Below are 26,984 nucleotides of genomic sequence, written 5' to 3'. Positions count from 1 at the left end.
TGCAGGGTGACTAAGAACTTGCGCATAGGTGACTTGTGTTCAGAAGCTGCCTGTTTGAGTTTGTATTTTGAGCTCTTAGAGACATGTTCAAATTTACTTATTGAGCTCAAAAACCTATACCTTATCAGTTAATTTATTTTAGGAACGTATTTTTTGGAAAAATTCCTAGTTCTAGATCTTGTCTTTTATGGGAATTACATTATTATGGGCATCACTTTTCAAGATTTTAATTTTAACTATTTATGTAAGAGACACTATTATGGCACATAAGAAAGGACAAGGTAGTATCAAGAATGGTCGCGACTCCAATCCTAAAATGCTCGGAGTTAAGCGCTTTGGTGGTCAAAAAGTTAACGCAGGTACTATTATCGTGCGTCAGCGTGGCACAAAATTTCATCCAGGTAAAAATGTAGGTTGCGGAAGAGATTTTACTCTTTTTGCACTTTCAACTGGACGTGTAGAGTTCGACCAAAAAGGTCGTCGTGTGAACATTGTTCCTGAACTCGCACAGTAATCGAATTCAAATTCGAATTTAGCCTCAGATCGTAGGATTTGAGGCTTTTTTTTTCTCATGTTTGTTGATCGAATAAAAGTTTATGTAAAAGCGGGAAATGGCGGCAATGGCTGCATAAGTTTCCGGCGCGAGAAGTACGTTCCTAAAGGTGGCCCCAATGGTGGCAACGGCGGGGACGGCGGTAGTGTTATCTTTGTGGCTGACCCAGGGACGTCTAGCCTTGTAGATTTAAAATTTAACCAGCATATCGACGCCGAGCACGGTGGTCACGGATTAGGATCCGATATGCATGGTAACCGTGGAGAAGATCTCTACGTCAAAGTTCCCCCAGGCACAGTGGTAATGGATATTAATAACGATAATTACCAAATCTGTGATCTCGACGAACCCGAAAGCGAAATTGTCATTGCTCAAGGTGGTAAAGGCGGAAGAGGAAATCGTTCTTTTGCAACTTCCATCAATCGCGTTCCTCGTCAGGCAGAAGAGGGTTACCCCGGAGAGGAGCTCGTTCTCTTACTCGAGCTCAAAACGATTGCCGATGTGGGCCTCGTAGGTTATCCCAATGCGGGTAAATCCACATTCTTAAACTCAGTTTCCAACTCGGGCGCTAAAACAGCTTCCTACCCCTTTACTACACTCAATCCCATTGTCGGTACGATAGACTTCCCTGATTTTACTCGTATTACTATCGCCGATATCCCCGGACTTGTTGAAGGCGCGCATGAAAATATTGGTTTAGGTCACCACTTCCTCCGTCATATTGAAAGAACTAATAACTTGGTTTATGTCCTCGACATGAATGGTACAGATGGGCGTGATCCACTCGATGACCTCGTTAAACTCAAAGAGGAATTAGAACTCTACGAAGAGGGACTCTCTGATCGTGCTTGCATGATTTTGGCTAATAAAATGGATAACCCTGCTTCTGAAGAAAACCTCGAACGTCTAAGAAAAGAAACTGATCTCACTATTTTTCCTGTGATTGCTGAATTGCGTGACGGCGTCGATGAAGTTCTCGAATTCTTACACAAACGTGTCATGGAACTCAAGAAGTCTAAAGTCAAACATGTACCCAAACTCAAGAATATCTACAGAAAAGAAGGCGCGGTTGTCGTTGATTTAGAGGCAGATGGCGATGATTTTGCCCTAAGTTCTGATGACGATTTTGATTTTGACGTTGAGGACTTAGATTATGATGATTTTTACGATGATATAGATGAGGACGAAGTCTAGATGTTTAAAGCCTTTAAAAAAGCAACTCCGAGCTCTGCAATAGGACCCGATCAGGTCGCAGGTGGGACTCATGTTGGTTTGATAAGGGAACATAATGAAGACTCTTACCTCTACGTCACCCTTCCTGGTGATAAAATCACTTTAGTTGTTGTCACCGATGGTATGGGTGGTCATGAAGGTGGCGAATTTGCCAGCTATTTTGCCACCGAAGCTCTCGGTCGTATTTGGGGACAATCCGCCCATGTTACGACTGCAAAACTACGTGAATCTGAGCAGATTCTCGTTGAAACAATTAAGATGTGCAATGATAAAATTTTTGCGATCAATGAAAAACTCAATGTCTCACGTGCCATGGGCACAACAATTACTGCAGGACTCTTTGTTCCAGGTAAACTCATTGTAGCACAAGTTGGCGATAGTCGTGCTTATATGCAACGTGGCCGTAATCTTGTTCAAATTACCGAAGACCAAACTTGGGTTGCCAAGATGGTAAAACTCGGTAACCTCAAAGCAGAAGAAGCAGAAAACCACCCCCTCAGTCACTTGCTCTCCAATTGTATGGGTGCTGGTTCCGCTTTAGATGTACAAGTGAATATCTGTCGTCGTCGAGCAGGTGATCGCTACTTATTCTGTACCGATGGGCTTTATGGCTCTTTAACTCACCAAGTCATGACCGATTTGATGGCCGATTTGCGAAATCCGCAAAAAATTCTTACAGAACTCATTAACCGTTCTTTAGACGCTGGCGGGAAAGATAATATTACTGGCATCGTTATTTTTGACGATTAAGCTTATTGAAGCATCGCGAATACGTCGGATTGTTCCTGACGCAAATCCACATCCAATTTTTGCCTTTTTAGCATATTAGCCTCAGCTAATTTGAGCTTAGCTTTTTTATCATCGAGCTGTACGCTCCATTCTTCAATCACATCTTTGGCACGACTGCTGTGTACATAAACAGAGTCGCCATTCTGATTATTAATGACCAGTACAGTATTGGGGTCAATCTGCACCGTCATATTTTTAACTTTTACATAACCAGAAATCGCTTCGTCAACGATGAGTTGCCTCATAATAGACTGTAATAACATGATCGAAGTTTGCAGGTCGTCGACAACTCTTTTCTGATATTCAATTGCACTCAAATTGCTGGTGATACGCTTATTATAGTCGAGTTTGAGGCCGTTGAGATTGGCGAGGTCAGCCGAGTTGATGGTGTAGATTTTTTTGTTTAAAATGACTTGGTGAAAGCCTTTGTGCTTGGGATGCGGGCGTGCAGTGACCATTTCGCCTAGCTTGAGGTGGGTGAAGGTCTGGCTCGCTAAAAAAACCGGGGCATCTTTTTTAGTAATCACATATTTATTGGCATTTTTCTCGGCACCAGTAAAAAGCTTACTCAACATCTCCATATTGACTTGGTTCTGCCCAAGTGCAGAACTTAAATTAACGGATTCTTTAAATATTTTATTCTGCTCTGCCATCAACTTTTCTTTTTCTTCATTGAGAGTCTTTATAACCTTTCGCGCTTTAGTCGTGGAGATAAGCCGTGTGTAAGAATAGCTATATCGTGATCCACTACGATACCTCGATTGATATGACAGCGCGGTATCGCGCTGAGTCTCTAAGATCTGAATTTCCATAGTTTTTAATTCAGATTTCAAACGCAATAAGTCGCGTTGGCGGCTCTTAAAAGCATTCTCTAAACTGAGCTTGTGCTTCTCTGCATTATTGAGCATTTGCTCGAAAGTTAAAGTGTGAGCCGCTTCAAGTAAGTTTTGAGTATTTTTGATTTGTCGATATTTTTTATCTCTAGGATAAACTTCCACATCAAACTTGCTGTTCATCGGCACATTCTTTAAGACTGTGCCATTAAGAGCATAAATACGTGTGTTTTGCGAAGTCAGTACGACTTCAGCCACAAGGCTAATGGGGAGAATAAGTAGAAAAAATGAGCGCATAAAAAATCCTTTTGCTAAATATATCGCGGGGCATATAAAAACAAAAGTATTTAACTTTAATTCTTGCAAAACAAGAGTTAATAGATTTTCTATCTCTGCCAATGCTTCAGCTGACTTGTACTTTATAGCTAAATTTGACTCATAACGAAAATACTTACTCCAGCTTCTTGTTAGTATTGTGTTTTTTTCTTGTTTTTTATTTAAAAATTCTGATCATTATCAGATCATTATTTCTGATTCAATTAAGTTCTAAAATTATAGGTTCAGATAATTCTAAATTCGTGCATCCGCGATTCTGGGATTTTCGTTTCTATCATCTAAATTTATTATATACTAAAGTCCTAGATCACCTGTACTCGAGGTACGAGAGGATAGAGTCCCGTTGTTTCTGTAAATTGGTGTTGACCAATTTTAGTTAAACAGATAGATAAACTCTTTTTGTAGCTATCCAGGTTTCATCTAATTCCATAAGAATAGCGGATGCTAATCTAAGAAGTGAAGCTTCATTTGGGAATATAGATACGGTTCTAGTTCGCCTGAGAATTTCTCGATTCTGTCTTTCAACCATATTGGTCGTTCTCAGTTTTGTCCAACAAGAACGCTCGAGATCGAATACAGAAAAGCCTTCAGGAAGTGCAGATTCCATCCATTCAGATAAATGTGAAGCCTTTTCTTCATACTTTAAGCAAGTAAGCTTTAAAAGCCTTTCAGCCTCAAGCTTTGAAGGTGCATTAAAGATATCTCTAATATCTTGAGCTACTTCTGAGCGCATAGCTTTCTTAGGGACATAAGCACCAGCATTTTGCTGTAAGTGAAATTGACATCTCTGCCATGGGATAGAACCAAATACAGTCTTTAACGCTGCTTTTAGGCCCGAATGACTATCACTGGTAATCATCTTGAGGCCATGGAGTCCTCGAGCATTCAATGACAGAAAAAAGTTCCTCCAATGAACTTCCGCTTCACTTAAAGAAACACTTGTTCCGAGGACTGAACGTTTTCCTGATTCATCTATTCCATAGGCAATAAGTAAAGCACAATCTCGAACAGTCTTATCTACTCTAACCTTCTCGTATCTCGCATCCACCAAAAGATAAGAATATTTACCTAAAGGACGGTTGCGCCACTTTTCTAAACTCTCATCTAGCTCAGTTACCACACGGGATACCTGTGATTTACTTACAGATAGACCACACATTTTCTCTAAAAGTTTAGTCACCTTTCTAGTCGATGTCCCCTGAATATAACTCTCTGCCATAGCTGTCATTAAAGCTCGTTCACTTCGCAAGCCTTTCTCCAAAGAACTTGGATAAAAATCAATTTCACCTCTGACTTGAGGGATATTAAGCTTCATTGCTCCAAGTCGAGTGTTTACAGTTTTATTTTTATAGCCATTAGCATAACCCAAGCGACTTTCATTACGTTCATATGGATCAGCTTCAAGAGAATTACTTCTCTCCACTTTCATCGCTTCATTTAATAAAACTCTCATCGCTTCAAGCATTCCGCTTTCGCCGTTTTCTGTAACTTGTTGGATCATTTCTAATAAGACGCTACTGTTTTCTTGTGTAGAGTGGTGCATAATAATTCCTTGTGGGTTGTTTTGGTACAACACCACTCTGCATCTTCTTTACCCCGAGTTACAAACAACTTCCTCAATTTCGCTCCGACGAGAAAGTTCCCATTCTCGCGAAGTCTCGGAAGCTATTCATAACTCTTAAAGTAGAGCAATAGCAGAATTTACAGAAAATTTGGGACACTACCTACGAGAGTATCAGGTGCATCTAATGGTTCGATTTAGTAGTGATATCTAGCCTGTAAAAGAATTAAATTGTCATCTATTATTTTATACACAAGTCTGTGTTCATCAGTAATTCTTCGAGAACAATACCCTGATAATGAGTTCCTTAATATTTCAGGTTTTCCTAAGCCGTCATTTGGGCTCCGTTCAATATCTTTGATTAGAAGATTGATTCGTTTTAAGATTTTTTTATCTTGTCTTTGCCAATATAAATAATCTTCCCATGCTTTAGTCGAGAAAGTTATTTTCATTCAATTAAATCTCGTTCGACACCGCCACCATTTTGAATTTCATAAATTGACTCAAGTAGTCTTTTTGCATTTTTAGGACTACGAAGTAAGTAACTTGTTTCTTCCATAGCACTATAATCTTCAAGTGAAATCATAACTACAGACCTTTCTCGTTTACTAGTGATAATTACTGGGTCGTGATTGTTACACACACTTTCCATAGTTTTCGCTAGATTTTGTCTAGCTTCTGTATATGTCATTGCATTCATTTGGAACTCCATCTATTTAAGTACATGATAATGTACATCTGTTTATTGTAGATAGCAATGTATATTGTTTTTTTATTCTTTATCGAACGTCTAAACTGAGTTCGTACTTTCTATTTAAAACTTGATTCACAACGAAAGTATCAACTCCAGTTTTTTGTTCTGTTTATTAATATTGGATAAGATTTAGTTTTTCTTCTATTGGATCAAAATCTTTATCATTATGAATTAATGCAATTTTGTAATTCATTGCGACTGATGCAATCATACAGTCAACAGGTTTTCGAATGGTAATTCCTGCCTTTCTTAAATTTCTATATATGTTTGCTGCATCAGTAAATATAATTTTGTTCATCTCTAGATAAGATAAAGATTCAAATATCTCTTTTACTAATTCATATTCTTTTTTATTTTTAATTCCTTGGAGTACTTCTGTTAAAATCACTCCACAAATTGCAATATCTTCATTGTTTGATATCGCTTCTTTTAATTGAGAAACTTTTTCGTTTTCTTGAGAGTTAAAAAAATCAATCCAAACACTCGTATCAACTAAGACCATATTTCTATGGTCTTCCTTTTCTCATTTCTTTTAAATCTCCTGTCCAGTTTATTTTTCCCTGAAGATCTAAAAGCCTTTTTTGCTTATTTTTTCTGAGTAGTTCTTTAAGTGCATAATCCACTAATGATTTTTTTGTTTTTATTCCTGTTGCATTCATACAGTCTTTTACTAAATCATCATCTAAAACAATATTTGTACGTGACATACTTAACCTCGCTTTTATTTATACACATAATATATCTTTTTTTGTGTATAGTCAAGCTTTTTATTTCAACAGAACGTTGAGGATGAGCTTGTACCCGTTTGGCGTGAAACATGTTTCACGTTTTAGAGTTGATACCTTAACATGTTTCATGACATACGTAGGTATCAGCTCGATCCGTTGGTTCTGCTTTTTCTTTCTTAATTTTCGATTGAATCCAGTAAATCTGAAAAACTATTAAATGCTTTTTGATATTCCATACCACTTCCGTCCCATCTATAGATCGGATCATAAGGTGAAGCGTCTTGTTCAATTACAAGGTAGCCATAGCCTGATTCAGCAATGGGATAATGCTTTGCATTAACCATCGCTGGAATAAAAAAAGGATAATTTTTTAGAACATTATTCCAACCAGTTAATTCTAGAAAAGTATGTTCTTCCATATATTGTTCTTCAGGTTCAGGAGCTAAAAAGAATAAACCAGACAGTGGAACTGATTTTAGAATATTTGAGAACCATGAGGGACATTTGATGAGTGGAGACTGAGGACTCCATTCTTTTTCGTTAATATGTATGTCGTAATTTTCAGATGTTTGAATAGTTCCAGGTTCATTGTCACAATTTAATTTTTGAATAGTGGCAATGAGTTTCTCTCTCAAGTCTTGTGATAATTCTAATGATGTATTTTTAATATTTCTTTTTTTATTTATGCAGAACGACTAAACTGAGTTTGTACTTTCGTATCTAAATTGTGATTCACAACGAAAGTATCAACTCCAGTTTCTGGTTAGAATTTGTCTTTATTTCTAACCTAAGAAGTACGAATTGTGTATAAAAGCTTCACTGGGTGGGTGAAAAGTGGAGTTTGGGTTAAATTAGCTTCGACCAAAAAACCTCAACCCAAAAACCACGTACTTACGATGCCCAAGAAAATCAAAAAACTAGAAAATCCAAGAAAGAATGTCGAAGAAAAATCAAAAAAATTGGAATCACCACAAACTGCTTAAGTTCTCAAGCAGGATTAGCACCTTTTGTTAATTTCATTAATGGCACAGGTATTTGTGATGAGCTCGCACAGGTATTTAAAGATCTAAGAAAAAGCAAGAAAGGCATAGAGCTTGAAGAAGCTTTTTTACAGCTTGTACTCTTTTTTGCGGACGGTCGTGAAAGTAGTTTAAACACCTTTGATACGCTGAAGGAAAACGAAGCTTGGCAAAAACTTTTAGGCTGTGAAGTTGCTCTAGGTACGGCTGCATTAAAAAGAATCCTTCACAAAGCTTATACAGTAGATGTTGAGATGATTCGTCCTTTAATCCGCAGGGTTTTTCTTAGTGCGCTCAAAGCTAAAAATCCGAATAAAGTCATTCTCTTTCTAGACTCCAGTGTCTACGATAACGACGGCGCTAAATGCCGCGCGGGAGTAAAATGTACCTACAAGAAAAAAGAAGGCTATCACCCAATCAACCTCATATGGGACGGCATGTATATCGATACTTATTTCCAATCGGGTCATTGCTCAACAAATCACGATGGGGTTGCTATTGAGATGTTACAAGAAATCGTACCAATGATTCGTGAAAATCTTGGAGAAGACATTCAGGTCATCGTTCGAATGGATGGTGGTTATTACGATCAAAAGATTTTTGCTGCTTGCGACGCGCTTAAAATCAACTTTATTTGTGCAGGGAAACGCTATTCAGATCACAAAATTCATGCCAATACAAAACTCGAAAACTTCGATGGCGTCTATCGTAAAAAAGCTTGTACTTGGCATTACCTTACTTTTCAAGAACGTCGTAAATCTTGGCCCAAAGAGATGGCGTATCGAGCTTTGTTTTTACGGCCTACAGAAGAGAATGGCGAAGCTTTATTAGGTTTAGAAAGTCGTATTATCCTTACAAATCTTGACGTAAAATCTTGCTCCGATCAAGAAATAATTGATTATGATCATTCCCGCGGAGCTGATGAACTCACTTACCGTGCAGCTAAAGATTTCGCAAGTGAGAGGATGCCATGTCTCGACTTTCACGCTAACTCCCTTTGGTACTCAATGGGTATTGTATCCTTCAATCTCTTTCAGATTTTCAAACGCAACATTGCGGGTTTTTCTTGGAACTGCTACCCCACTACGGTACGTCGTAAACTTTTTGATTTAGCAGGAAAAATCATTAATAAAGGACGCTCATTGACACTCAAAATTACCCCATGGAAAATGAGGGAGTTGAAATTTGATCAAATATGGGAGAAATCACTTACGCCTTGGGTTCTTCCTGTTCTTTAGTTGCTGAATATACATTTTAAAAACGGGTGCTTTTCAATAAGCGCCAGGATCCTCACGCCCAAATAATGGATGAAATACACAGAAATCACAATCTGAAGATCGAAAAACTCCATAAACTGATCTCTGGAGCAATGGAGTCAAATTGATAAACGAGATGGACTTCAAGGAGAAAAATCATCCCTTTTGTAATGCCTAAAATAGTCTATACACGCGTATCACGACCTTTGGGAAATAAAATCGTACGATTTAGGTAAATGATAACTTTTTAGGATAATTATCGGACATGTCCGATAATTATCCTAAATGGTTAGCACTTACTTGTCCGAAATTTGACCAAAAATGGTAAAAAGCTTGTTTTGTGAATTTTAAAGGACTAAATTTTTAAGGATTTTGAGCTTGGAAATGGATAAAAGGAAAAATAGCAACCATTGGGTGCTAATTTTCCTAAAAAATTAGCAGTGAGGAAAGGTGGAAGGGTTTAAAAAGTACTTGGGGTCAATTGGATTGACGAAACAGCAGGCGGGTTATTACCTTGCTTGGGTGAGGCAGTATGCTGAATTTTGCGATGATCGCCAATTGGAAAGTGGTGCAATCTGAAGATGCAGTTCGGGAGGACCTCTTACGATCTCGGCAAAAACACAGTTATTCGATCAATGATCTATTTAATAGCAACATTTCATATGAACTATAAAAAACTTCGTGTCTTGGCACCTTCGCGAGAGATATCTAGTAACAATGCCTATGTGCTAGAATCCTAAAAATCATAGTTTTCACGCCAAGACGCTAAGTAGGCAAGAAGAACAATTATAAACTATCAGCGCTCGAAAAAGCTAAAACCATGTTTTAACTGCAATGAGCTTGCGAACGATCTGCCAACTGCTGACTGGAAACTGCTAACTTCGCAAAGAATCAGTCTTTGCTTTGTTAGAATTCTAATATAATATATCATAATATTGATATGAGAGTTTTTTATGAGACATAATGTTGCTCCACCACCCCTGCGAGATATCACCGTGGGGCATTTTAGTTTACACAAGGCTTACACTTGTTATCGAGAAGAAGGCACGCAGGATTGGCAACTTTTGATTCATCACAAAGGCAAAGGGGTCTTTCACCATCTGCAAGGGGATTTGTTTATGGATGACTTGGAATGTGTCTTATTGCCTCCTCGTGTCGCTCACGATTATGGTATACCTGAGGGTGATGATGGTTTTTGGGCAGCTTATTGGGCACATTTTATTCCTCGTCCGCATTGGCTCAGTTTTTTGCAGTGGAGTGAAGTAAGAGATGGCTTATTTTATTTTAAAATACCGGATCAAAAACTTTATAAAAAAATTATTGTCTTAATCCAAGAAGCCATTGAATTAGCCAAGGAAGAGGTTGCTTTCTCGGAGCAGTTAGCGATGAATCGCTTAGAGGAAATCTTGATTCATATTGCGCGAGTACAACAGGACTTGGAGCACTCGGGCCTGGATCAACGCATTGTCAGCGCGGTTCGTTACATTCAGGGAAATTATAGCCGCAGTATCAATCTCTCAATTTTATCTGCTCGAGCGAGCTTGTCAGAAGCGGCTTTTTGTCGCCTGTTTAAAAAAGAAATGGGCAAGAGTCCCATCAGCTACTTAGAACATATTCGCATTACCCATGCATGCCATTTTTTGAGCATGACGACTCATAGTATAAAAGATATTACTTTTATGCTCGGCTTTAGCTCGAAATCACATTTTTGTGCTCGATTCAAAAAGTTTAATCATATGACTCCCCTAGAATATCGCCGCAATGCTTTGCCCCTCGATAATAGCTTGGAAGCCTGAATTAATTTTAAATTATAAATTCTTAATTTTGAATGGGAAGAGTTGTCCGCAGTTGCGGGCAAGATGCCCGCGCTCCCAGCAAAGAAACAACAATCTGAAAATTCATCTCTTCTCTGAGTTCTCCGTACACTCTGTGGTGAAATAGTTTCTTGAACTTATTCACTGAACAAAAACTTCGTGTCTTGGCGCCTTCGCGAGAGACATTTAAGAGCAATCCCATGTACTAATCTCATTGAAAATAGGTTTACTATTTCACGCCAAGCCGCCAAGCCGCCAAGAAGGATAAAACTTAAGATGATTTTGAATAGGTGTTGTTCGCAGTTGCGGGCAAGATGCCCACGATCCCAGCAAAGAAACAACAATCCTAAAATCCCTCTCTTCTCTGAGTTATCGGTACACTCTGTGGTGAAATAGTTCTTAGACTTCGACTAAGGAGAGCACGTATTTGATTTGCTCGGATTCGAAGCCAGCGAGGCGAAGTTGATCACCAATTTGCTTGGCGTAATCGAGACTGCGACGTTCAATATACTCCTCTTCAGTCTCAGCTGATTCATCAACAGGGGCAGGGGTTTTCTTGGTGCTGGCCTGGCTTCTCTTTTTGTGGAATTCTTTGGCGTATTCGACGGCTTCTTCGGATTCATCAAAGTCGATGCGAGTGGCTTCCACATGAATGAGCCCGGCGCGCTTGCAAGCCTCGAGGGTCATGTGACCATAAACGACCACGTAGCCGATGTTTTTGATGTACTGAAAGATGATGGACTCGGGCTCATTAAAGCCATCGAGTTCTATTTGATTGGCGAGATCATTGATAAGTGATTTATCGAGGGGAAAAAGATCTTTGTAGGGCGAGCGCGTTTTAATCGTTTCAATATCAACTTTCATTCTAATACATCTTTACTGGTTTTTCGTCAAAATTAAGGGCGAACCTTTATTGAATAGATATTAAAAAACCGCTTTATTTTCATTCTTCCATTCCTTATGAAAATTTATTTGCAGAAATATTGGTTTAAAGATCGTTCGCGGAGCTCGCTGCAAGACCGCTACACTGCAAGACCGCTACACTGCAAGACCGCTCACTACAAGACCGCTGCGCTGCAAGACCGCTGCGCTGCAAGACCGCTGCGCTGCAAGACCGCTGCACTTAAAGTTAACTATAGAGGGCTTAATCCCAATTTATGAATAATCGTGTAAAAATATCAAGATCGCGATATTATATATCAAAAAACTATCATTGTAATCATCCTCGATACTCTTTATCTTTAGCTCAATTAAGCCAAACTGGAGAATCTTATGAGTTTAAATATCGAGCAAAAAGTAAAAACAGATTTAGATGTAAGCTACCTTCCTGCCTACTTATGGAATCAGGCCTTTCGCAAAAAAGCGAGTGAAGAAAAGAGCTTGGATTTTGCCATGGCGCTCGTGCAAGATAATGGCACAAGCTTCACGATTAATGAGAAAATTTTAGAGCATTCGGGTGAGAATATCGAGCTCAATAATAAATTCGTTGAACGTTTCCTGAAAGCAATGTTATGGATGGTGGGCGGTAATAAAGTTTATATTGCGGGTCCTCAGGCACTTTTTGATGCGATTAAAGGGACATATTCAATGAGCGGAGAGCGTAAATTTGATAATGAACTTATTGGTAAAAAAGTTTATGGTAGCGATTTAGAATTCATTCACTGCGCCCTCGAAGATGTCCCTAAGAATAGTGCTAATGCACAGTCATTGGGTGGTTATACAGATGGTTGCCGCGTTGGTTTTGACCTCGGCGGTTCCGATCGAAAGTGTTCGGCAACAATTGATGGCAAAGTGGTTCACACTGAAGAAGTGGAATGGGATCCGTATTTCCAAAATGATCCAGCCTGGCATGTGGAAGGCATTAAAGATTCCATTCGCCGTGCAGCTGAGAAACTCCCACGCGTCGATGCGATTGGTGGAAGTGCTGCGGGAGTTTACGTAGATAATCAAGTCAAGATTGCTTCTTTATTCCGTGGCGTTGATGAAGAAGATTTTGATTCCAAAGTCAAAAATATTTTTATTGAACTCAAATCAGAATGGGACGTGCCAATTGTGGTGGTTAACGATGGTGACGTCACGGCCTTAAATGGTGCCCAAAGTTGTGGTGTGACTCCCTGCATGGGCCTAGCGATGGGAACGAGCGAGGCAGTGGGTTATGTGGATAAAGATGCCAAAATTACTGGTTGGCTCAACGAATTAGCTTTTGCACCTGTTGATTACCGCGATAATGCTCCCGTGGACGAATGGTCAGGTGATCACGGTTGTGGAGTGCAGTTTTTCTCTCAACAAGCGGTCGCACGTTTAGCACCAGCAGCGGGTTTAGATTTTGAAGAGAGCATGCCTTTTCCAGAGCAACTTAAAGAAGTTCAAAAATTGATGAAAGCCAATGATCCACGAGCCCGTAAAATATACGAAACCATTGGAGCTTATTTGGGCTACACAATTCCCCACTATGGAGAATTCTACGAAATGGATAACTTGCTCATCTTGGGTCGTGTGACGTCGGGTGAAGGCGGAGAAATTATTTTAGAGAAAGCACGCGAAGTTCTCGATTTTGAATTCCCTGAGCTTTCGAAGCAGGTTAATTTCCATATCCCTAATGAAACTGATAAACGTCATGGGCAGGCTGTTACTGCAGCAAGCCTAGCACCTTTAAACTAGGATTGATTATGAATTTTGTACAGGAAAAAGCCACAACATATATTCCTTCGGGAAAAGCTTATGAAGAAGCTTTAGCAAGCACAACGCATTTAGCGATTGTCGCGCACCAGGATGATACCGAGATTTTAGCTTACAATGGTATTGCTCAATGTTTTGGTCAGTCAGATTTAAATTTTAGTAGCGTCATTGTTTCCAATGGTTCAGGAAGTCCGCGTACGGGGATTTACGCAGCCTATTCCGATGAAGAAATGCAGGCAATTCGTCGCGATGAACAAAACAAAGCCGCGAGTCTTGGTGACTTTGCTGCTCAAATTCAGTTGGCCTACCCGAGTTCGGAAATCAAAGATTCACAGAATAAAAACACTGTGGCAGAACTTCGGGCTATTCTTCAAGTCGCACTGCCCGAAGTTCTGTACTTACACAACCCTGCGGATAAGCACGATACACATGTGGCCACGATGTTGCGCTCGATTGAAGCCCTGCGTTCACTACCCAAAGAGCAACGGCCTAAGAAAGTTTATGGCTGCGAAGTTTGGCGCGATTTGGATTGGATGATGGATGACGAAAAAGTGGTTCTACCAACGGATCAATACCCTCATATTGCCCAAGCACTCATTGCCGTTTTTGATTCGCAAGTGAGTGGTGGTAAACGTTATGATTTAGCCACTGTGGGAAGACGTGTCGCTAACGCCACTTACTTCGCCTCACATGAAGTGGATGCTTGCGATTCAATGAATTTCGCCATTGATTTAACTCCGCTTATAGAAGATGAAAATCTATCGATTAGTGATTACGTTAAGTCGACGATCGAGCGTTTTCAGAATGATGTTTGCAATAAATTAGATAGCCTTTCTTAGGAGTCACCATGGAAGTTATTATACAAAAAGATGCGGCGACGGCCATAGACCTTACCGCGCGTTTAATCTGCGATGCAGTTCAGGAAAAAAAAGATAGCGTTTTAGGTTTAGCAACAGGACGTACAATGGAAAATTTGTATGCCAACATTGTGAAGCGATACGAAAATGATGAAGTGAGTTTTTCGCGTTGTGCGACTTTTAATTTGGATGAGTACGTCGGCCTAGAGCCTGATAATAAGCAATCCTACCGTTACTACATGAATGATTTGCTCTTCAATAAAATTAATATTGATTTAGAAGAGACCTTTTTGCCTAATGGCGTGGCTGCGGATCTCGCAAAATCATGCCAGCAGTATGAAGAAAAAATCATTGATAAGGGCGGTATTGATATTCAACTTTTAGGGATTGGCAACACTGGCCATATTGGCTTTAACGAGCCCTTGTCCTCCTTAGCCTCAAGAACAAGAGAAAAGGCTCTCGCACCCATTACTCTGGAACAAAATGGTCCCTTGTTTGGCGATCTCGAAGAAATGCCCAAACGCGCTTTAACCATGGGCGTTGGAACTATTCTCGATGCAAAGAAAATTATTCTTTTAGCGACGGGAAAAACGAAAGCTAGTATTTTAGCCAAAGCCGTAGAAGGGCCAATCACTTCGATGATTTCTGCGTCGGCCTTACAATTGCACCCCAACTGTGTCATCATCTGCGATGAAGATGCAGCCGAAGAACTCGAAGGTAAAGAATATTATTATCGAATATTCGAAAATGAACCCGAGTGGCAAACCTATCACTAAAGTTAGTTTATTAGTGTGTTTAGGAAAAAATTGACTTTCCCCTGAGGTCAAAATTTTACGAGCTAAAAAATATTGTCGGATACCACACACAATGTTTTTTAGCTCGCTTTTTTAGTATTGCGATTACTCAGAGGCATGATGCAAATCATAGGATAAGGCGCGGTCACTTTCGAACGCGCTCTCTACAAGATACTGCCGTATAGGCAAATATTTTTTATCGCCTCTCTGACAAAACCCTTGACCAGGTGACTTGGGCTTTGTCCCGCTTTATGGGGAATCAGAAAGAAAAAAGCCCATGCTGTGAGCCACGGGCTTTTTGATGTGCTAGTTTTCTTGCGAAAAATTATTTTTTAGAAAAGAGCGGGAATTCTTTTGATGGTACTCGGCTAGCATCCATTTCTTTTTCAAGTTTTTGTACGATTTCCGGGTACTGAGTTGCAAGGTTGTTTTGCTCGGCAGGGTCTTTTTTGAGGTTGAAGAGGAAAGTTTTCTTCTTGTCCGGATTATTGATAAAGAGTTTGATCAGTTTCCAGTCACCCATGCGAAGGGCGCGCTTACTCTCGTGGAGGTCGATCTCCCAATAAAGGCTGCGGTGAGCTGGCTGAGAACCTTGTGAAAAGAGCGTTGGAGTCATGGAAATGCCATTGATATCTGCAGGTGTTTGAGCTCCTGAGATCTCCGCAAAAGTGGGCATGATATCCCAGAAAGCAGAGATGTGATTGGATTCACTTCCCGCTTTGATTTTGCCGGGCCAGCGAACGATGAAAGGTGTACGGATTCCGCCTTCATAAAAATCGCGCTTGTGACCAGTGAAAGCACCATTAGAGCCAAAGAATTCCGGATCAGCACCACCCTCAATGTGACAGCCGTTGTCTGAAGAGAACATAACGATAGTGTTGTCGTCGATACCGAGTTCTTTGAGAAGGTTCATGAGGACGCCGATATCTTTATCCATGCGTGTTACCATGCCAGCAAAAGCTGTGCGGGGCTTGTCTTGTGGATAGTAGAATCTATTGCCTTTAAATGTTTTTGTTTCTTCGATTTTACCCTCGTACTCAGCCATGGAGTCAGCAGGGACATCTAGGTCGGCGTGGGGAATAATTTCCGCTAGGTAGAGGAAAAAAGGCTGTTTGTTTTCAGCGTGTTTGCGCACGAAGGCTTCGGCTTCACGATGAATGATATCGTGAGCGTAAACTTTTTTGTTGAGCATAACTTTTTCATTATTTTTCCAAAGGAAATCAGGGTAGTAGTGATGCGCGTGCTTTTGGCATTTGAAGCCGTAGAATTCATCGACACCATGGAGAGCGGGATTACCGCTATTGTGGGTGTAACCAAGTCCCCATTTACCAAAGACACCTGTTGCGTAACCCGCATCTTTGAGCATGGTAGGAATACTCTGAGTTCCGGCGGCTAAAGGGGTTTGACCAAATTCGTATTTCCCGTTGGGAGAATTGGCGCGGATTTGAGCGTAACCTGAAGTTTTACCTGTGAGTAGAACAGATCTAGAGGGGGCACATACGGTTGAACCCGAGTAATGCTGATGAAACTTCATGCCCTCGGCAGCCATTTGGTCGAGGTGAGGGGTTTTAGTAATTTTCTGACCATAAGTCCCCAGGTCGCCGATTCCTAAATCATCTGCGAGAATGTAGATGATATTGGGTTTCTCTGATGCTAGGGAACCAAAGCCTAGCATGAGAAGGAAAGTGAAGAAGGACTTGATCATTTTTTAGCACCATAAGCGACAAAGAGGCAGCCGTTTGCTGGGATAGTGACCCAATCGCCTTCTTGAAGCATTTTGTCACCCCAAATGTCGCGGAGACTTAGGCCTTCGAGGGAATCTAAACCGAGGTAATGCTTACTGAGTTTAATCTTGCGAGTTTTAGTGCCGCGATTAAAGACGCCGAGCCAGCCTTTTGATGAATCCATTTTATTTGGAGTCACCCAAGTTTCCATTTCGCTGCCTTCGAATTCAAGTGTGCCTTGAACACCATTTTGGTTACAGGCAAGCATGTCTTTGTTCGTGATAAGTTCGAGTGAGAAATCGTCGAGAGTTGGCAGATCACCACCCATCATAAGCGGAGAAGCGGAGAGTGCGCGCATAGTCATGAAGGTATACATTTGTTCTGTGCTGAACTGCGACCAACGCTTGTAACCGTGGCCAGCTAGACGAACAGCTTTTTGCTTCTTTTCTTTCACTGCAGGTGCAGGAGACATTAATTGAAGTTGACCGAAGGGGATCATGTCCATATCAATCCAAAAGCCAGGAGTTGAATATCCTGACCATTTGCGCCAAGCCTCAAAGCATTGATCTAAACCTTTTTGTTCATCCCAGATATCGGCAGTGACGCGCAGCATGTTACCCATTTTAAAGGATTTAACTGCCTCTTCGTTTTGCGGTGCATTATTACCAGGAGAAAGTGAGAGCATCATCGGGCGTCCGGTTTTTTTGATAGCTTTTGCGACAGCCGCAACTTCGTCTGGGTGGGGAACAATGTCGTCATACTTGATCATATCGACGCCCATATCAGCCATGTGTTGCATGAGGCCGTCATACCATTCCTGAGCACCAGGTTTCGTCATGTCGACTGCGTAGTTATATTTACACCAAGTACAGTTTTCTTTTGGATCAGTATTAGCGATATCACGTGCTGTGTAGTTAGTGCCCTTGATGGGAAGGTTGAGGTCGTAAGCTTTTCTTGGGATACCACGCATGAGGTGAATGCCGAATTTAATTCCCAGTTCATGGGAACGATCAATGATGGGTTTAAGGCCGTCTTTGAAGTAAGTTTCTGAAGGCATGAAGTGACCATATTCGTTGATAGCAATATCGTGTGCGTGCTTTTCATTAGGCAAGTTAGTCCCAGGTTTAAGCTTGTACTCACCAAACCAGCCATTGTCGATGACAAAGTACTCGTAGCCGTGAGGTTTGAGTTTTACGGCAAATTCTTCTAAGTTGGCGATGGCGGCTTCTTGAGGGATATAAACGCCGTAGCTATCGAAGCTGTTCCAGCCCATAGGGGGTGTTTGAGCGATTTGCTCATTTGACGATGTTGAGCTCTGGCAAGATGCAAGGAGTAATGCACCTGCTGTTAGAATAAATTTTTTGCTAAGAAGTTTCATAAGTTTCCTTAATTCGTTTTGTTTAAAATCTTTCACTAGAGAACGAGGTGGAATGGGACGTGCCCTCCGTGTAATTCGTTTTCTTTTTTCACTCTCATTAGCTAACGAAGGGTAGAACCCTGTTCTTTACAGTTAAATTCACTTTTTTTCTTAAAAACCGTAAGATACTCCGTTGGCTTTCGTGTATTATAGTAAAAACAAACTGGATAGATATGCCCAAAGATATTAAAAGTTTTACTGAAAATTTGGATTTAGATCTCACTTCTTTATACGACGATCAGGAAGAAAATGAGATTGATGAATCGCTGGTCTATCCACTTTGTGCATCTTTGCAAAATAAACTCGGCTATACTGAAAAAGAAGAAATAGCCCGAGGTGGAGAAAAGAAGATTTTTCGAACTTTTGATGCGCGATCTGACCGATATATCGCTTTGGCACGTCCGCTCAGGGATAGTAAAGAACATCAGGAACGCTTTTTGCGAGAAGCGCGAATTAGCGCAAGTCTAGAGCACCCCAATATCATCCCCGTTTATGATATTGAGCTCGACGACGCGAGTCAGCCCTTTTTTACCATGGAATTACTTAAAGATCAGACCCTAAAAGATTTACTCACAGATTTTCATTCACTTGAAAATCAAACTTATGACCTGCCTCAATTGTTGGATGTTTTTGTGAAAGTTTGTGATGCGATTGCTTATGCCCACTCAAAAAATGTCTTGCACCTCGATGTAAAACCAGAAAATATTAATGTGGGTGAGTTTGGTCAAGTATTGCTCATTGATTGGGGCTTGGCAAAAATTGTTAATAATCCTAAAGAAGAAGATTTGTACCTCAATGAATCCACACTCGATATGGATTTGCTCAATGATATGACTCAGATTGGCATATTAAAAGGAAGCCCAGGTTTTATGGCACCTGAGCAGGCGGTTTCACAAGGGGAGAAATCCTTCAAAACAGATATCTACTCACTAGGGGCACTGCTTTATCATATTCTCACAGGAGAAATTCATGTTGAAGGAGACTGTATTGAGGAATATTTAAAGGGGACACGTGAAGGAGATTTGAGAGATTTTAAGAAGCCCATTGCGATAGGCCTCAAAGCGGTTTTTTATAAAGCCTGCCAATTAGATCCCCAGCAACGCTATGATTCAGTGGATGATTTAAAGCAGGAGATACAAGCTTTTTTACGCGGCTATGCCACTCAGGCAGAAGAGGCGGGTTTTTTAAAACAGCTTAAGCTCATTTATCAGCGCAACCGCATTCGTTGTCAGCTTATATTTGGTTTTTTACTCTTCAGTTTAGTCGGGACATCACTCTTTATTCAGGCTCTTAGAGAGAGTGAAGCAGAAGCGATTATGGCGAGAAAAAAAGCTGAAAAGGCCTTGAGTCTTTATGAAAAAGAAAAGCGTGGTCGCGAGAGCATTATTGCTGAGTTCGATAATTCGCTGCAGGACTTCAAAGAAAACTTGGGATCATCTAGTAAAATTGAAGCGCATTTTAGTCGACTACTCGTGGGCTCGGCGATTGCCTCGAGTCGCAAGCTGGATTTTGAGATGGCGCTGGCGCTAACTGAGTTGGCAATTAAGAAGAATCCGGAAGATTATAATGCGATTGCGGAAAAGGGATTTATTCATCTCATTAGACATGAATTTACCAAAGCAAATGATGCTCTTCAACAATGCTCAACTCATTCACCACACATTTATGATTTAATCCGTGTAGCGAGAAATTATTACATACTCAAGCCCAATGATGAGCAGCGCTTGAGCAATGAACAATTTTTGAATTTTTTAGAAGAATTGCCAGATAATCGTGCGTGGTTAAAAAGTTACATGCTGATTTATGACCGCAAAGTTAATCCTTCCATGACAGCTCATAGTGACTTAGTGAAAGGGTATATCATATCTTTAAACCCTGAACTCACCAAGGAGAACTTTAATTATAAGTTTACAGAAAGGCCAGAGGGGAATCATTTGGATATCTCTCATAACCCTGAGCTAACGTCACTGAGGAATATGGGAGGTAAGCAATTTCCTTATTTATCCATTTTACGAACGCTTGATTTAAAAACTTTAAATGTGAGTCATACGGGTTTACTCAGAATTACGAACTTGAGCCAATTAGGTTTAGAAGAAATCAATATCGCTAATACACCAGTGAGAAATTTTCATGTTCTCAATGACTTTAAAGTGAAACCCAAGCTCAAGATCTCACGCAAGCATTTAGAGCTTGGCTGTCCAGAAGACTTAGTGATCTCTATCGCCGATTAAACTTCTACCTAACTAAAAAGGCTTCTTTACATTTTTTCGGGAGATCGGAGCCAAAATCCTTGAACAGGCTTTTGACTAAGAGTGACTTATCTCAATTGTCGCCGAAGGTGGCAAACTTTGATTAGCCCTAGGTGAGCATAGCAAACCTAGGTGAATCATTAGAAAATGATATTCGGTCCTCGAAGAAGAGGGCCAAGCTCAAGCCGGGTGGAAATAATAGGACTGTACGCCCTCTTCGAGGACGGTCTTCTTATTTATAGAGTTCCCCAGGTTCATTGCATTCACCTAGGGCTAATAGTATTCTCCCCCTCCGGGGAAGGGTCCTTACAAAAAGAAAGTGATTAAAGCTCCTTTCCTGCAATTCCGTGAAGAAGCTAAAAAGGCTTCGAGGGAGTCCCCCGAAGCCTTTGCGTTTAAATGTAGCTAAATTTATTGAAGCTCTTGTTGAGTCCATGGTTTTGTGCGACCACCATAGGAACTGCGGACTTTTTCAATCTGCCTAGTTGGAATGGCGGATGCTCCATTGCCCCATGCATTGCGTATATAAGTTGTGATCGCGCTCATCCACTCATCGTCATTAGAGCCCATTGGCGCCATGAGGCCACTATAAGTTTTCCCATCAATGGGTCCAGTCATACCGTGGAGTAAGATTTTGATGAGAGTATTTTGATGACCTTTAACGCGTGGGTTGTTGACGAGGGCAGGGGCAAGGAGGCTTTTACCGTCAGTTCCGATAATGCCCATGCCATCTTTACCATGACAAGCGTAGCAGAGGCTATCATAGATAATTTTGCCTTTATCAAATTGTTTCTTCTCCTTGCCTTTAAGAACCGCAACGCGTGGCTTGTCGTAGCCGGGTTGACCTGGCCAAGTAAACCAATAAAGAGCTTCCGTTATGAATGCATCCATGGCCTTGTTAGTCTTAGCTAAATCTTCTAATTTGCTGACTGAAGCAGGCTTATTAGTGAACTTGTATGCATCGTGTTGAGCAAAATCTATATCGCCTTTTCTGGTGATGGGGAGAGCTTTCTCCATAGCATGAATCATTGCTGCATGGTATTTTTTATCAGTGCTGAGGATGTAGTCTAAATAGTTGAGGGCACGCTTCTTGTTTTTAGAAACCATGATCATGCGCGTCATGCTAATAATCCATTCTTTGGCATGCTTGGGGTCCGGGTTTTGGGCCAAAAGATTTTTCAAAACGAATTCTTCTTTGCCTTTCATGGCGGTCATCGTACATACCGCTAAGACGCGGTTATCCAGATGTTTCAAGATTGTTTTACTAATGAGTTGACTCGCGGCTTCGCGATTTTCCTGAGCAATATCTTTTAAAGAATTACAGAGACCAAGAGAAAGCACAATTTGCTTGGCGAGTTTGGGGTTAGAATTATCTAGCTTAGCAATTTCTGCAATGAAGGCCAGATCTTGTTGCATGAATGCTTCACTCGCGCGAACAGCGTTGACCTGAACTGAGATATGTTTGTCTTGTATCGCTTGTTTTGCGAGATCCGCATTCCATTCACCAAGGCCATGAAGAGTCCACATGGCGTGGAGACGGCCAAAGTGAGATGAGTCATTGAGTGCCATTGTTTTTAAGCTTTTGACAGCAGATTTATCTTGAGCAAGTACGAGGCGCTTTTGGGCCTCGTCACGCCACCAACCGTTGGGATGGGCAAGTGCTTCGACGAGTTGAGCAGTGGTGAATTCATCGAGCTTTGGCACAGCGCCAGGCTTAATGCCCTTTTTGCTGATGCGGTAGATGCGACCGCGCTGAATATTTTTTTGTAGGTCGCGGCGTTCCACTTCTCGACGGAGGTAAGAGCCGGGTTTTACCCAGTTGCCGTCCTGAATAATGCCACGGTACATATCGACGATATAAAGACAGCCGTCAGGTCCAGTGTAAGCATGAACGGGTCTAAAGTTAGGATCAGTAGAAGCCATGAATTCAACTTTTTGATCTTTCATGGGGTTTATTAACCTACGGTTCCCTTGAGAATCTTCGACAAATTTGGCACGTCTCACCAAGCGTCCTACGGGTTCGGGAATCCAGTAACTCTCCTTCATATCTTCTCCCAGCTTATCTCCTCGGAAAATGTGCTGACCTCCGATGGCGGTAAAGCTCTTCAGAGTATTGTCTTCGGGGCGAATAGCACCTGTGCCCCCTTGTACATCTGGGGTTCCGACAATTGGGAAGACTTCTTTGAAGTTGGGTTCAAACATTTCTAAATCCTTGATGAAATTCGCATTACTAAGACCGGCGGCCTCTAGATAATCTAGGCGGAATTGTTCTCCATACCATGGGTTGGTATTGCCGGTTGAATAAATGTTGCCTTCGCTATCCTGAGTGATGCCCCATTGTCCTCGGAATACAGAGCGGTGACTAGTGATTTTTCCACCTTGATCGTCAGGGGCATAAGTAAATTTTTCGGAGCTTTTGGCATTGTACATGTAGTTGTCTAAGCCCCACATGAGGCCATTGATTTTGTGTTCTACGTTACCTGTGCGCTTAGCGAACTTATCGTAAATTGATTTGCGTACATCGGCAACGCCATCACCCGTTGTATCTTGGCAGAAGAAGATATCTGGTGGTGCTCCCACAAGCATGCCGCCTTTGACCGCGGCAATGGTTCTGGGTTCAACGAGCTTGTCCACAAAGACACTTTGTTTATCCATGATGCCATCACCATTGGTGTCGACTAAACGCACGACTTGACCCACAGGATCCTGAGCGCCAGTATGATCAGCATCTTGCATATAACCACGTAGTTCAACGACATAGAGGGCGCCATCACCACCCCAGGCCATAGCAATGGGTTCGTTAACCATGGGTTCAGCCGCAACGAGATCGACTTGGAATCCCTCTGGAACTTTAACGAGCTTGTGAGACTCCTGAGGACTGAGTGGGGTCGCATCGGGATCTGGGTTAATAGTGTTTGCGGATTGCGCAAAACATATTTGGGAAAGTGTTGCAAAAGCCATTAATTTTGCAATAAAAGAAAATTTCATATTGAGTCCTAAATAGATTGTTTACACTAATACACCGACTGCTAAGCAACTTTTGTATCAGTTCTTATAAAAAAACTAAGCTTTTCTTTAATGAGGCTGTCTATTTTTTGATGTAAAAAGTTTATGAATTTAGACTTAAGCCTGGAATATAAAGAATCAAAATAAATGTAGATCCTTGTAAAGGTTTGGTTTTTAATTGCGTTATGTATACGAAATATTTAAATTGTCTAAAATTGAAAGGTTAAAAAAATGATTCGAAATTACATAATTATCTTTTATTTATTATTGCTAGGCGCTGTTTTTGCCCAAAATCAAAAGCCCAATATTGTACTAATTATGTGTGATGACATGGGCTATTCGGATCTCGGTTCTTATGGGGGGGAAGTGCAAACACCTCATATTGATTCCCTAGCTAAAGATGGAGTCAAATTTAGTAATTTTAAAAACACAGGGCGTTGTTGTCCGAGTCGAGCTTCATTGTTGACGGGGCGTCACCAGCATGCCGTAGGCTTGGGCTGGATGACTGCCGTTGACGAACACCGACCCGGGTATCGTGGTCAAATCACTCATAAAATACCTACGATTGCGGAAGTTTTAAAAGCAAAGGGTTATTCGACTTATATGTCGGGGAAGTGGCATGTGACCGTGGATGGAGCTTGGAAGCCTAAGGGAAGTCAAGCAAATGGGAGTTACCCTAGACAGAGAGGTTTTGACGAGTTTTATGGAACCATGAGTGGTGGGGGTAATTTTTATAAACCCAAATCACTCTATCGCAACGAGCAGTTAATCACGACTTATGAAAAAGATTATTATTACACTGATGCGATCACCGAAAACGCTTTGGATTTCATTAAAAACCACGACTTTCAGAAGTCGTTTTTTCTCTATTTAGCACATTATGCACCGCACCGTCCACTCCAAGCTCCGAAAAAGAGAGTCGATCAATGCAGGGAGCGATATGAAGTTGGTTATGATAAGCTACTAGAAGAGCGTTTTAATCGTTTGAAGGATTTAGGCTTGTTGAAACAAACAGAGCAAATGCCTCTTCAAATCAGCGAATATAAAGGTAAAAAACGCCCCTCATGGGATTCTTTAAGTGATGAACTGAAAGAAAGCTGGGTAAAAGAAATGGCCACTTATGCTGCCATGATTGAGATCATGGATGATGGTATCGGTGAGATCATACAGGAGTTGAAATCCCGAGGGGATTTTGAAAACACCTGCTTTATTTTTCTAAGCGATAATGGCGCAACTAATGAAGGTGGTCAAATTTCGCAACTTGCGGCAGACCTTAGCAATACTCCCTTTCGCTCTTATAAAGCCAGAACTTTTATGGGTGGTATTAGTTCACCACTTATTTTTCATTATCCCAAAATGAAAAATAAGGGTATCCGCACTGGGCAGGCTCATATCATAGATATGCTCCCTACCTGTTTGGATGTGGCTGGTATTGAATACCCCAAAGAATTCCGCAAAGAAACAATAGCTCCCCTTGATGGCATCAGTTTACTTCCACTCATAAAAAATGAAGCGTGGCCACAACGAGATTTTTTCTTTGAGCATCAAACTTCTTGTGCGATCATTTCCAATGGATGGAAACTGGTGCGTATGAGTAGTACGAGGGATTGGGAGTTGTATAACTTAAAAGAAGATCCCTTTGAGCAGATAAATTCAGCGAAAAATAATCCCGAAAAAGTCATGAGTTTAGAGAAAAAGTGGCAGGAATGGGGCGAGAAAAATAATGTACTTCCTTTAAATCCCAAAGGGCTTTCATGGAATGAGCGGGTCAAGAAATATACTGAACTCAACTCAGATCAGCATGGTCGTGATTAATCAATATTCAAATATGTATAGGAGAAGTAAAATGAATTTTAAAACTGTTACCATGTTTGGCATGATCATCATGTCACTGAATTTCCTAATGGCAGAAAAAGCTAAGCCCAATGTTGTTTTCTTTTTAGTGGATGATTTTGGTTGGGGAGCTTTGTCGAGTATGGGCAGTAACTTTCATGAAACCCCTAATATTGATAACTTAGCTAAAAGCGGGGTGGCTTTTAGCGATGGCTATGCCGCTTGTACTGTATGCTCACCAAGCCGAGCAGCCATTCTTACAGGACGTTACCCTGGGCGAACACATCTCACTGATTGGATACCGGGTCACAAGAGGCCATACGCAAAACTCAGTGTTCCCGATTGGAACATGAAAATGGAGCACGAAGGCATTCTATTTCCCGAAGCTCTCAAAGAAGCAGGTTATGCAACGAGCTTTATTGGTAAGTGGCACCTATTGCCAATCAATGAAAAAGAAAAAATGAAAGATCACTACCCTGAGTTCCATGGCTTTGATCAAAATATTGGTGGACGTGAATGGGGTCAGCCTAAGGGGCGAGGTATATATTTTCATCCCTTTGATATGCCAAATATGACTAGTAAAGAGGGCGATTACCTAACGGATCGCTTAACTGATTACGCCGTCGATTTTATTGAAAAGCATCAAAAGGATCCGTTCCTGCTGTATTTTTCCTACTACACAGTACACGGACCTCTTCAGGCTAAGCCGGACTTAGTTGAAAAATATAAAAAGAAATGGCAGAGCGGTAAGTATAAACATAAAAATCCCGTTTATGCGGCCATGGTTCAAAGTTTAGACGAGAGTGTAGGGCGCGTTCTTGATAAGTTAGACGAATTGGGGATTGCCGATAATACAATCGTCATTTTTACGGGAGATAATGGCGCTGTAGGGACAAATTATTGCGGGGGTTTGAAAGGAGCCAAAGCATTGTCGCATGAAGGTGGAGTGCGAGAGCCATTTTTTATAAAAGGTCCGGGCATTGAGCCTGGGGTATCAAGCGTTCCTGTTATGGCGACAGATTTTTACCCTACAATTCTCGATTTAGCAGGTTTACCTTTAAAGCTCGAAGAACATCAAGATGGAGTCAGTTTGAAGCCCTTGCTAATGCAGTCTGGTCATCTTAAAGAACGTTCATTATTTTGGCACTATCCTCATTACCATAAAACAAAACCTTATGGCGCAATTCGCAAAGGTGATTTTAAATTGATTGAGTTTTTTGAGGATGGATCTCTTGAACTCTATGATTTGAAAAATGATCAGTCAGAGAAAAAAAACTTGGCCGAGAAGATGCCCGAAAAAGCAACAGAATTACTTAAGGACCTTAAAGCTTGGCGCCTTAGTGTGGATGCACAAATGCCAACAGCAAATCCCAATTATGATCCCGCCAAGGAGAAAAAGAAGTAAGACCGCTGCGCTGCAAGACCGCTATGCAGAAAGAAGCAAGAGGCCTGCAGATTTTTTTGCTGGGAGCACAGGAATCCTTCCTGCTTTTAAAGCAAGATCAGTAGTGAGACAAAGTAAATCACGCCGAGGCGCTGGGGCGCAGAG

At 41.1% G+C, this 26,984-nt stretch carries 21 protein-coding genes and 1 pseudogene; 11 read left to right on the top strand and 11 right to left on the bottom strand.

Annotated features, from left to right (window positions below; genetic code table 11):
- Nucleotides 1–259: 259 nt before the first annotated feature.
- From rpmA to LNTAR_RS07075, 3 genes are read left to right on the top strand one after another with little or no spacing between them, the layout of a single operon-like run.
- A complete protein-coding gene (gene rpmA / locus LNTAR_RS07085; protein WP_007277980.1) occupies nucleotides 260–514 on the top strand; it encodes a 50S ribosomal protein L27 in 255 nt (84 codons plus the stop codon).
- A gap of 57 nt (nucleotides 515–571) precedes the next feature.
- Entirely contained in the window at nucleotides 572–1,747 is a 1,176-nt protein-coding gene (gene obgE / locus LNTAR_RS07080; RefSeq protein WP_007277979.1) for a GTPase ObgE, read from the top strand.
- Nucleotides 1,748–2,536, top strand: coding sequence for a PP2C family protein-serine/threonine phosphatase (locus tag LNTAR_RS07075; RefSeq protein WP_007277978.1), 789 nt, complete (start codon nucleotides 1,748–1,750; stop codon nucleotides 2,534–2,536).
- Between the two features lie 2 nt (nucleotides 2,537–2,538).
- Here the strand turns inward: LNTAR_RS07075 and LNTAR_RS07070 are convergent, their stop codons facing one another.
- The 7 genes from LNTAR_RS07070 to LNTAR_RS07040 all read right to left on the bottom strand — a co-directional run bounded on the left by LNTAR_RS07070 (nucleotide 2,539) and on the right by LNTAR_RS07040 (nucleotide 7,422).
- Entirely contained in the window at nucleotides 2,539–3,705 is a 1,167-nt protein-coding gene (locus tag LNTAR_RS07070; protein ID WP_007277977.1) for a hypothetical protein, read from the bottom strand.
- Nucleotides 3,706–4,120: 415 nt separating this feature from the next.
- Nucleotides 4,121–5,287, bottom strand: coding sequence for an IS256 family transposase (locus LNTAR_RS07065; protein WP_007277098.1), 1,167 nt, complete (start codon nucleotides 5,285–5,287; stop codon nucleotides 4,121–4,123).
- Nucleotides 5,288–5,502: 215 nt separating this feature from the next.
- Nucleotides 5,503–5,757, bottom strand: coding sequence for a Txe/YoeB family addiction module toxin (locus LNTAR_RS07060; protein ID WP_007277976.1), 255 nt, complete (start codon nucleotides 5,755–5,757; stop codon nucleotides 5,503–5,505).
- Complete coding sequence (locus tag LNTAR_RS07055; RefSeq protein WP_007277975.1) at nucleotides 5,754–6,005, bottom strand: type II toxin-antitoxin system Phd/YefM family antitoxin; 252 nt, start codon at nucleotides 6,003–6,005, stop codon at nucleotides 5,754–5,756. The genes LNTAR_RS07060 and LNTAR_RS07055 overlap by 4 nt, the downstream gene beginning before the upstream one ends.
- A 166-nt stretch (nucleotides 6,006–6,171) precedes the next feature.
- Complete coding sequence (gene vapC, locus LNTAR_RS07050) at nucleotides 6,172–6,561, bottom strand: type II toxin-antitoxin system VapC family toxin (protein ID WP_007277974.1); 390 nt, start codon at nucleotides 6,559–6,561, stop codon at nucleotides 6,172–6,174.
- 4 nt (nucleotides 6,562–6,565) lie between these two features.
- Nucleotides 6,566–6,766 (bottom strand): type II toxin-antitoxin system VapB family antitoxin, encoded by a 201-nt coding sequence (locus LNTAR_RS07045; protein ID WP_007277973.1) that lies wholly within the window; start codon nucleotides 6,764–6,766, stop codon nucleotides 6,566–6,568.
- Nucleotides 6,767–6,963: 197 nt separating this feature from the next.
- Nucleotides 6,964–7,422: an SMI1/KNR4 family protein gene (locus LNTAR_RS07040; RefSeq protein WP_007277972.1), complete on the bottom strand. Its 459-nt coding sequence runs from the start codon at nucleotides 7,420–7,422 to the stop codon at nucleotides 6,964–6,966.
- Between the two features lie 168 nt (nucleotides 7,423–7,590).
- Between LNTAR_RS07040 and LNTAR_RS07030 the strand changes: the two are divergent.
- Nucleotides 7,591–9,044 (top strand): annotated as a pseudogene (locus tag LNTAR_RS07030) (IS1380-like element ISLar2 family transposase).
- A gap of 971 nt (nucleotides 9,045–10,015) precedes the next feature.
- Nucleotides 10,016–10,858, top strand: a complete 843-nt coding sequence (locus LNTAR_RS07025; protein ID WP_007277968.1) for a helix-turn-helix domain-containing protein — start codon at nucleotides 10,016–10,018, stop codon at nucleotides 10,856–10,858.
- Between the two features lie 417 nt (nucleotides 10,859–11,275).
- On the opposite strand, the gene LNTAR_RS07020 is transcribed toward LNTAR_RS07025, so the two are convergent.
- Nucleotides 11,276–11,740, bottom strand: coding sequence for a ParB/Srx family N-terminal domain-containing protein (locus LNTAR_RS07020; RefSeq protein ID WP_007277967.1), 465 nt, complete (start codon nucleotides 11,738–11,740; stop codon nucleotides 11,276–11,278).
- Between the two features lie 408 nt (nucleotides 11,741–12,148).
- Between LNTAR_RS07020 and LNTAR_RS07015 the strand changes: the two genes are divergently transcribed.
- Genes LNTAR_RS07015 through nagB form a run of 3 tightly spaced genes read left to right on the top strand, consistent with a single transcriptional unit; the run spans nucleotide 12,149 to nucleotide 15,188 of the window.
- Nucleotides 12,149–13,537 (top strand): ROK family protein, encoded by a 1,389-nt coding sequence (locus LNTAR_RS07015; RefSeq protein ID WP_007277966.1) that lies wholly within the window; start codon nucleotides 12,149–12,151, stop codon nucleotides 13,535–13,537.
- Nucleotides 13,538–13,545: 8 nt separating this feature from the next.
- Nucleotides 13,546–14,394: a PIG-L deacetylase family protein gene (locus tag LNTAR_RS07010; protein ID WP_007277965.1), complete on the top strand. Its 849-nt coding sequence runs from the start codon at nucleotides 13,546–13,548 to the stop codon at nucleotides 14,392–14,394.
- An 8-nt stretch (nucleotides 14,395–14,402) separates the two neighbouring features.
- Nucleotides 14,403–15,188, top strand: coding sequence for a glucosamine-6-phosphate deaminase (gene nagB, locus LNTAR_RS07005; RefSeq protein ID WP_007277964.1), 786 nt, complete (start codon nucleotides 14,403–14,405; stop codon nucleotides 15,186–15,188).
- Between the two features lie 343 nt (nucleotides 15,189–15,531).
- Here the strand turns inward: nagB and LNTAR_RS07000 are convergent, their stop codons facing one another.
- Both LNTAR_RS07000 and LNTAR_RS06995 read right to left on the bottom strand, forming a co-directional pair.
- Complete coding sequence (locus LNTAR_RS07000; protein ID WP_007277963.1) at nucleotides 15,532–16,911, bottom strand: arylsulfatase; 1,380 nt, start codon at nucleotides 16,909–16,911, stop codon at nucleotides 15,532–15,534.
- A complete protein-coding gene (locus tag LNTAR_RS06995) occupies nucleotides 16,908–18,308 on the bottom strand; it encodes a TIM-barrel domain-containing protein (RefSeq protein ID WP_007277962.1) in 1,401 nt (466 codons plus the stop codon). Before LNTAR_RS06995 ends, LNTAR_RS07000 begins: the two co-directional genes overlap by 4 nt.
- 212 nt (nucleotides 18,309–18,520) lie before the next feature.
- Here LNTAR_RS06995 and LNTAR_RS06990 point away from each other — a divergent pair, with 212 nt between their 5' ends.
- Nucleotides 18,521–20,578, top strand: coding sequence for a serine/threonine-protein kinase (locus tag LNTAR_RS06990; protein WP_007277961.1), 2,058 nt, complete (start codon nucleotides 18,521–18,523; stop codon nucleotides 20,576–20,578).
- A gap of 429 nt (nucleotides 20,579–21,007) precedes the next feature.
- Here the strand turns inward: LNTAR_RS06990 and LNTAR_RS06985 are convergent, their stop codons facing one another.
- Complete coding sequence (locus tag LNTAR_RS06985) at nucleotides 21,008–23,584, bottom strand: DUF7133 domain-containing protein (protein WP_007277960.1); 2,577 nt, start codon at nucleotides 23,582–23,584, stop codon at nucleotides 21,008–21,010.
- 249 nt (nucleotides 23,585–23,833) lie between these two features.
- Here LNTAR_RS06985 and LNTAR_RS06980 point away from each other — a divergent pair, with 249 nt between their 5' ends.
- The gene (locus LNTAR_RS06980; protein WP_007277959.1) at nucleotides 23,834–25,417 is read left to right on the top strand and encodes an arylsulfatase; all 1,584 of its coding nucleotides are present in this window, start codon (nucleotides 23,834–23,836) and stop codon (nucleotides 25,415–25,417) included.
- Between the two features lie 31 nt (nucleotides 25,418–25,448).
- Nucleotides 25,449–26,840 carry a sulfatase gene (locus LNTAR_RS06975; RefSeq protein ID WP_007277958.1) on the top strand — a complete coding sequence of 464 codons (1,392 nt, stop codon included), beginning with the start codon at nucleotides 25,449–25,451 and terminating at the stop codon, nucleotides 26,838–26,840.
- Nucleotides 26,841–26,984 lie beyond the last annotated feature (144 nt).

This window comes from Lentisphaera araneosa HTCC2155 (assembly GCF_000170755.1).
Lineage (GTDB): Bacteria > Verrucomicrobiota > Lentisphaeria > Lentisphaerales > Lentisphaeraceae > Lentisphaera > Lentisphaera araneosa.
The sequence above is the reverse complement of the archived record's forward strand: the minus strand, read 5'-3'. Positions and strand labels throughout refer to the sequence as shown.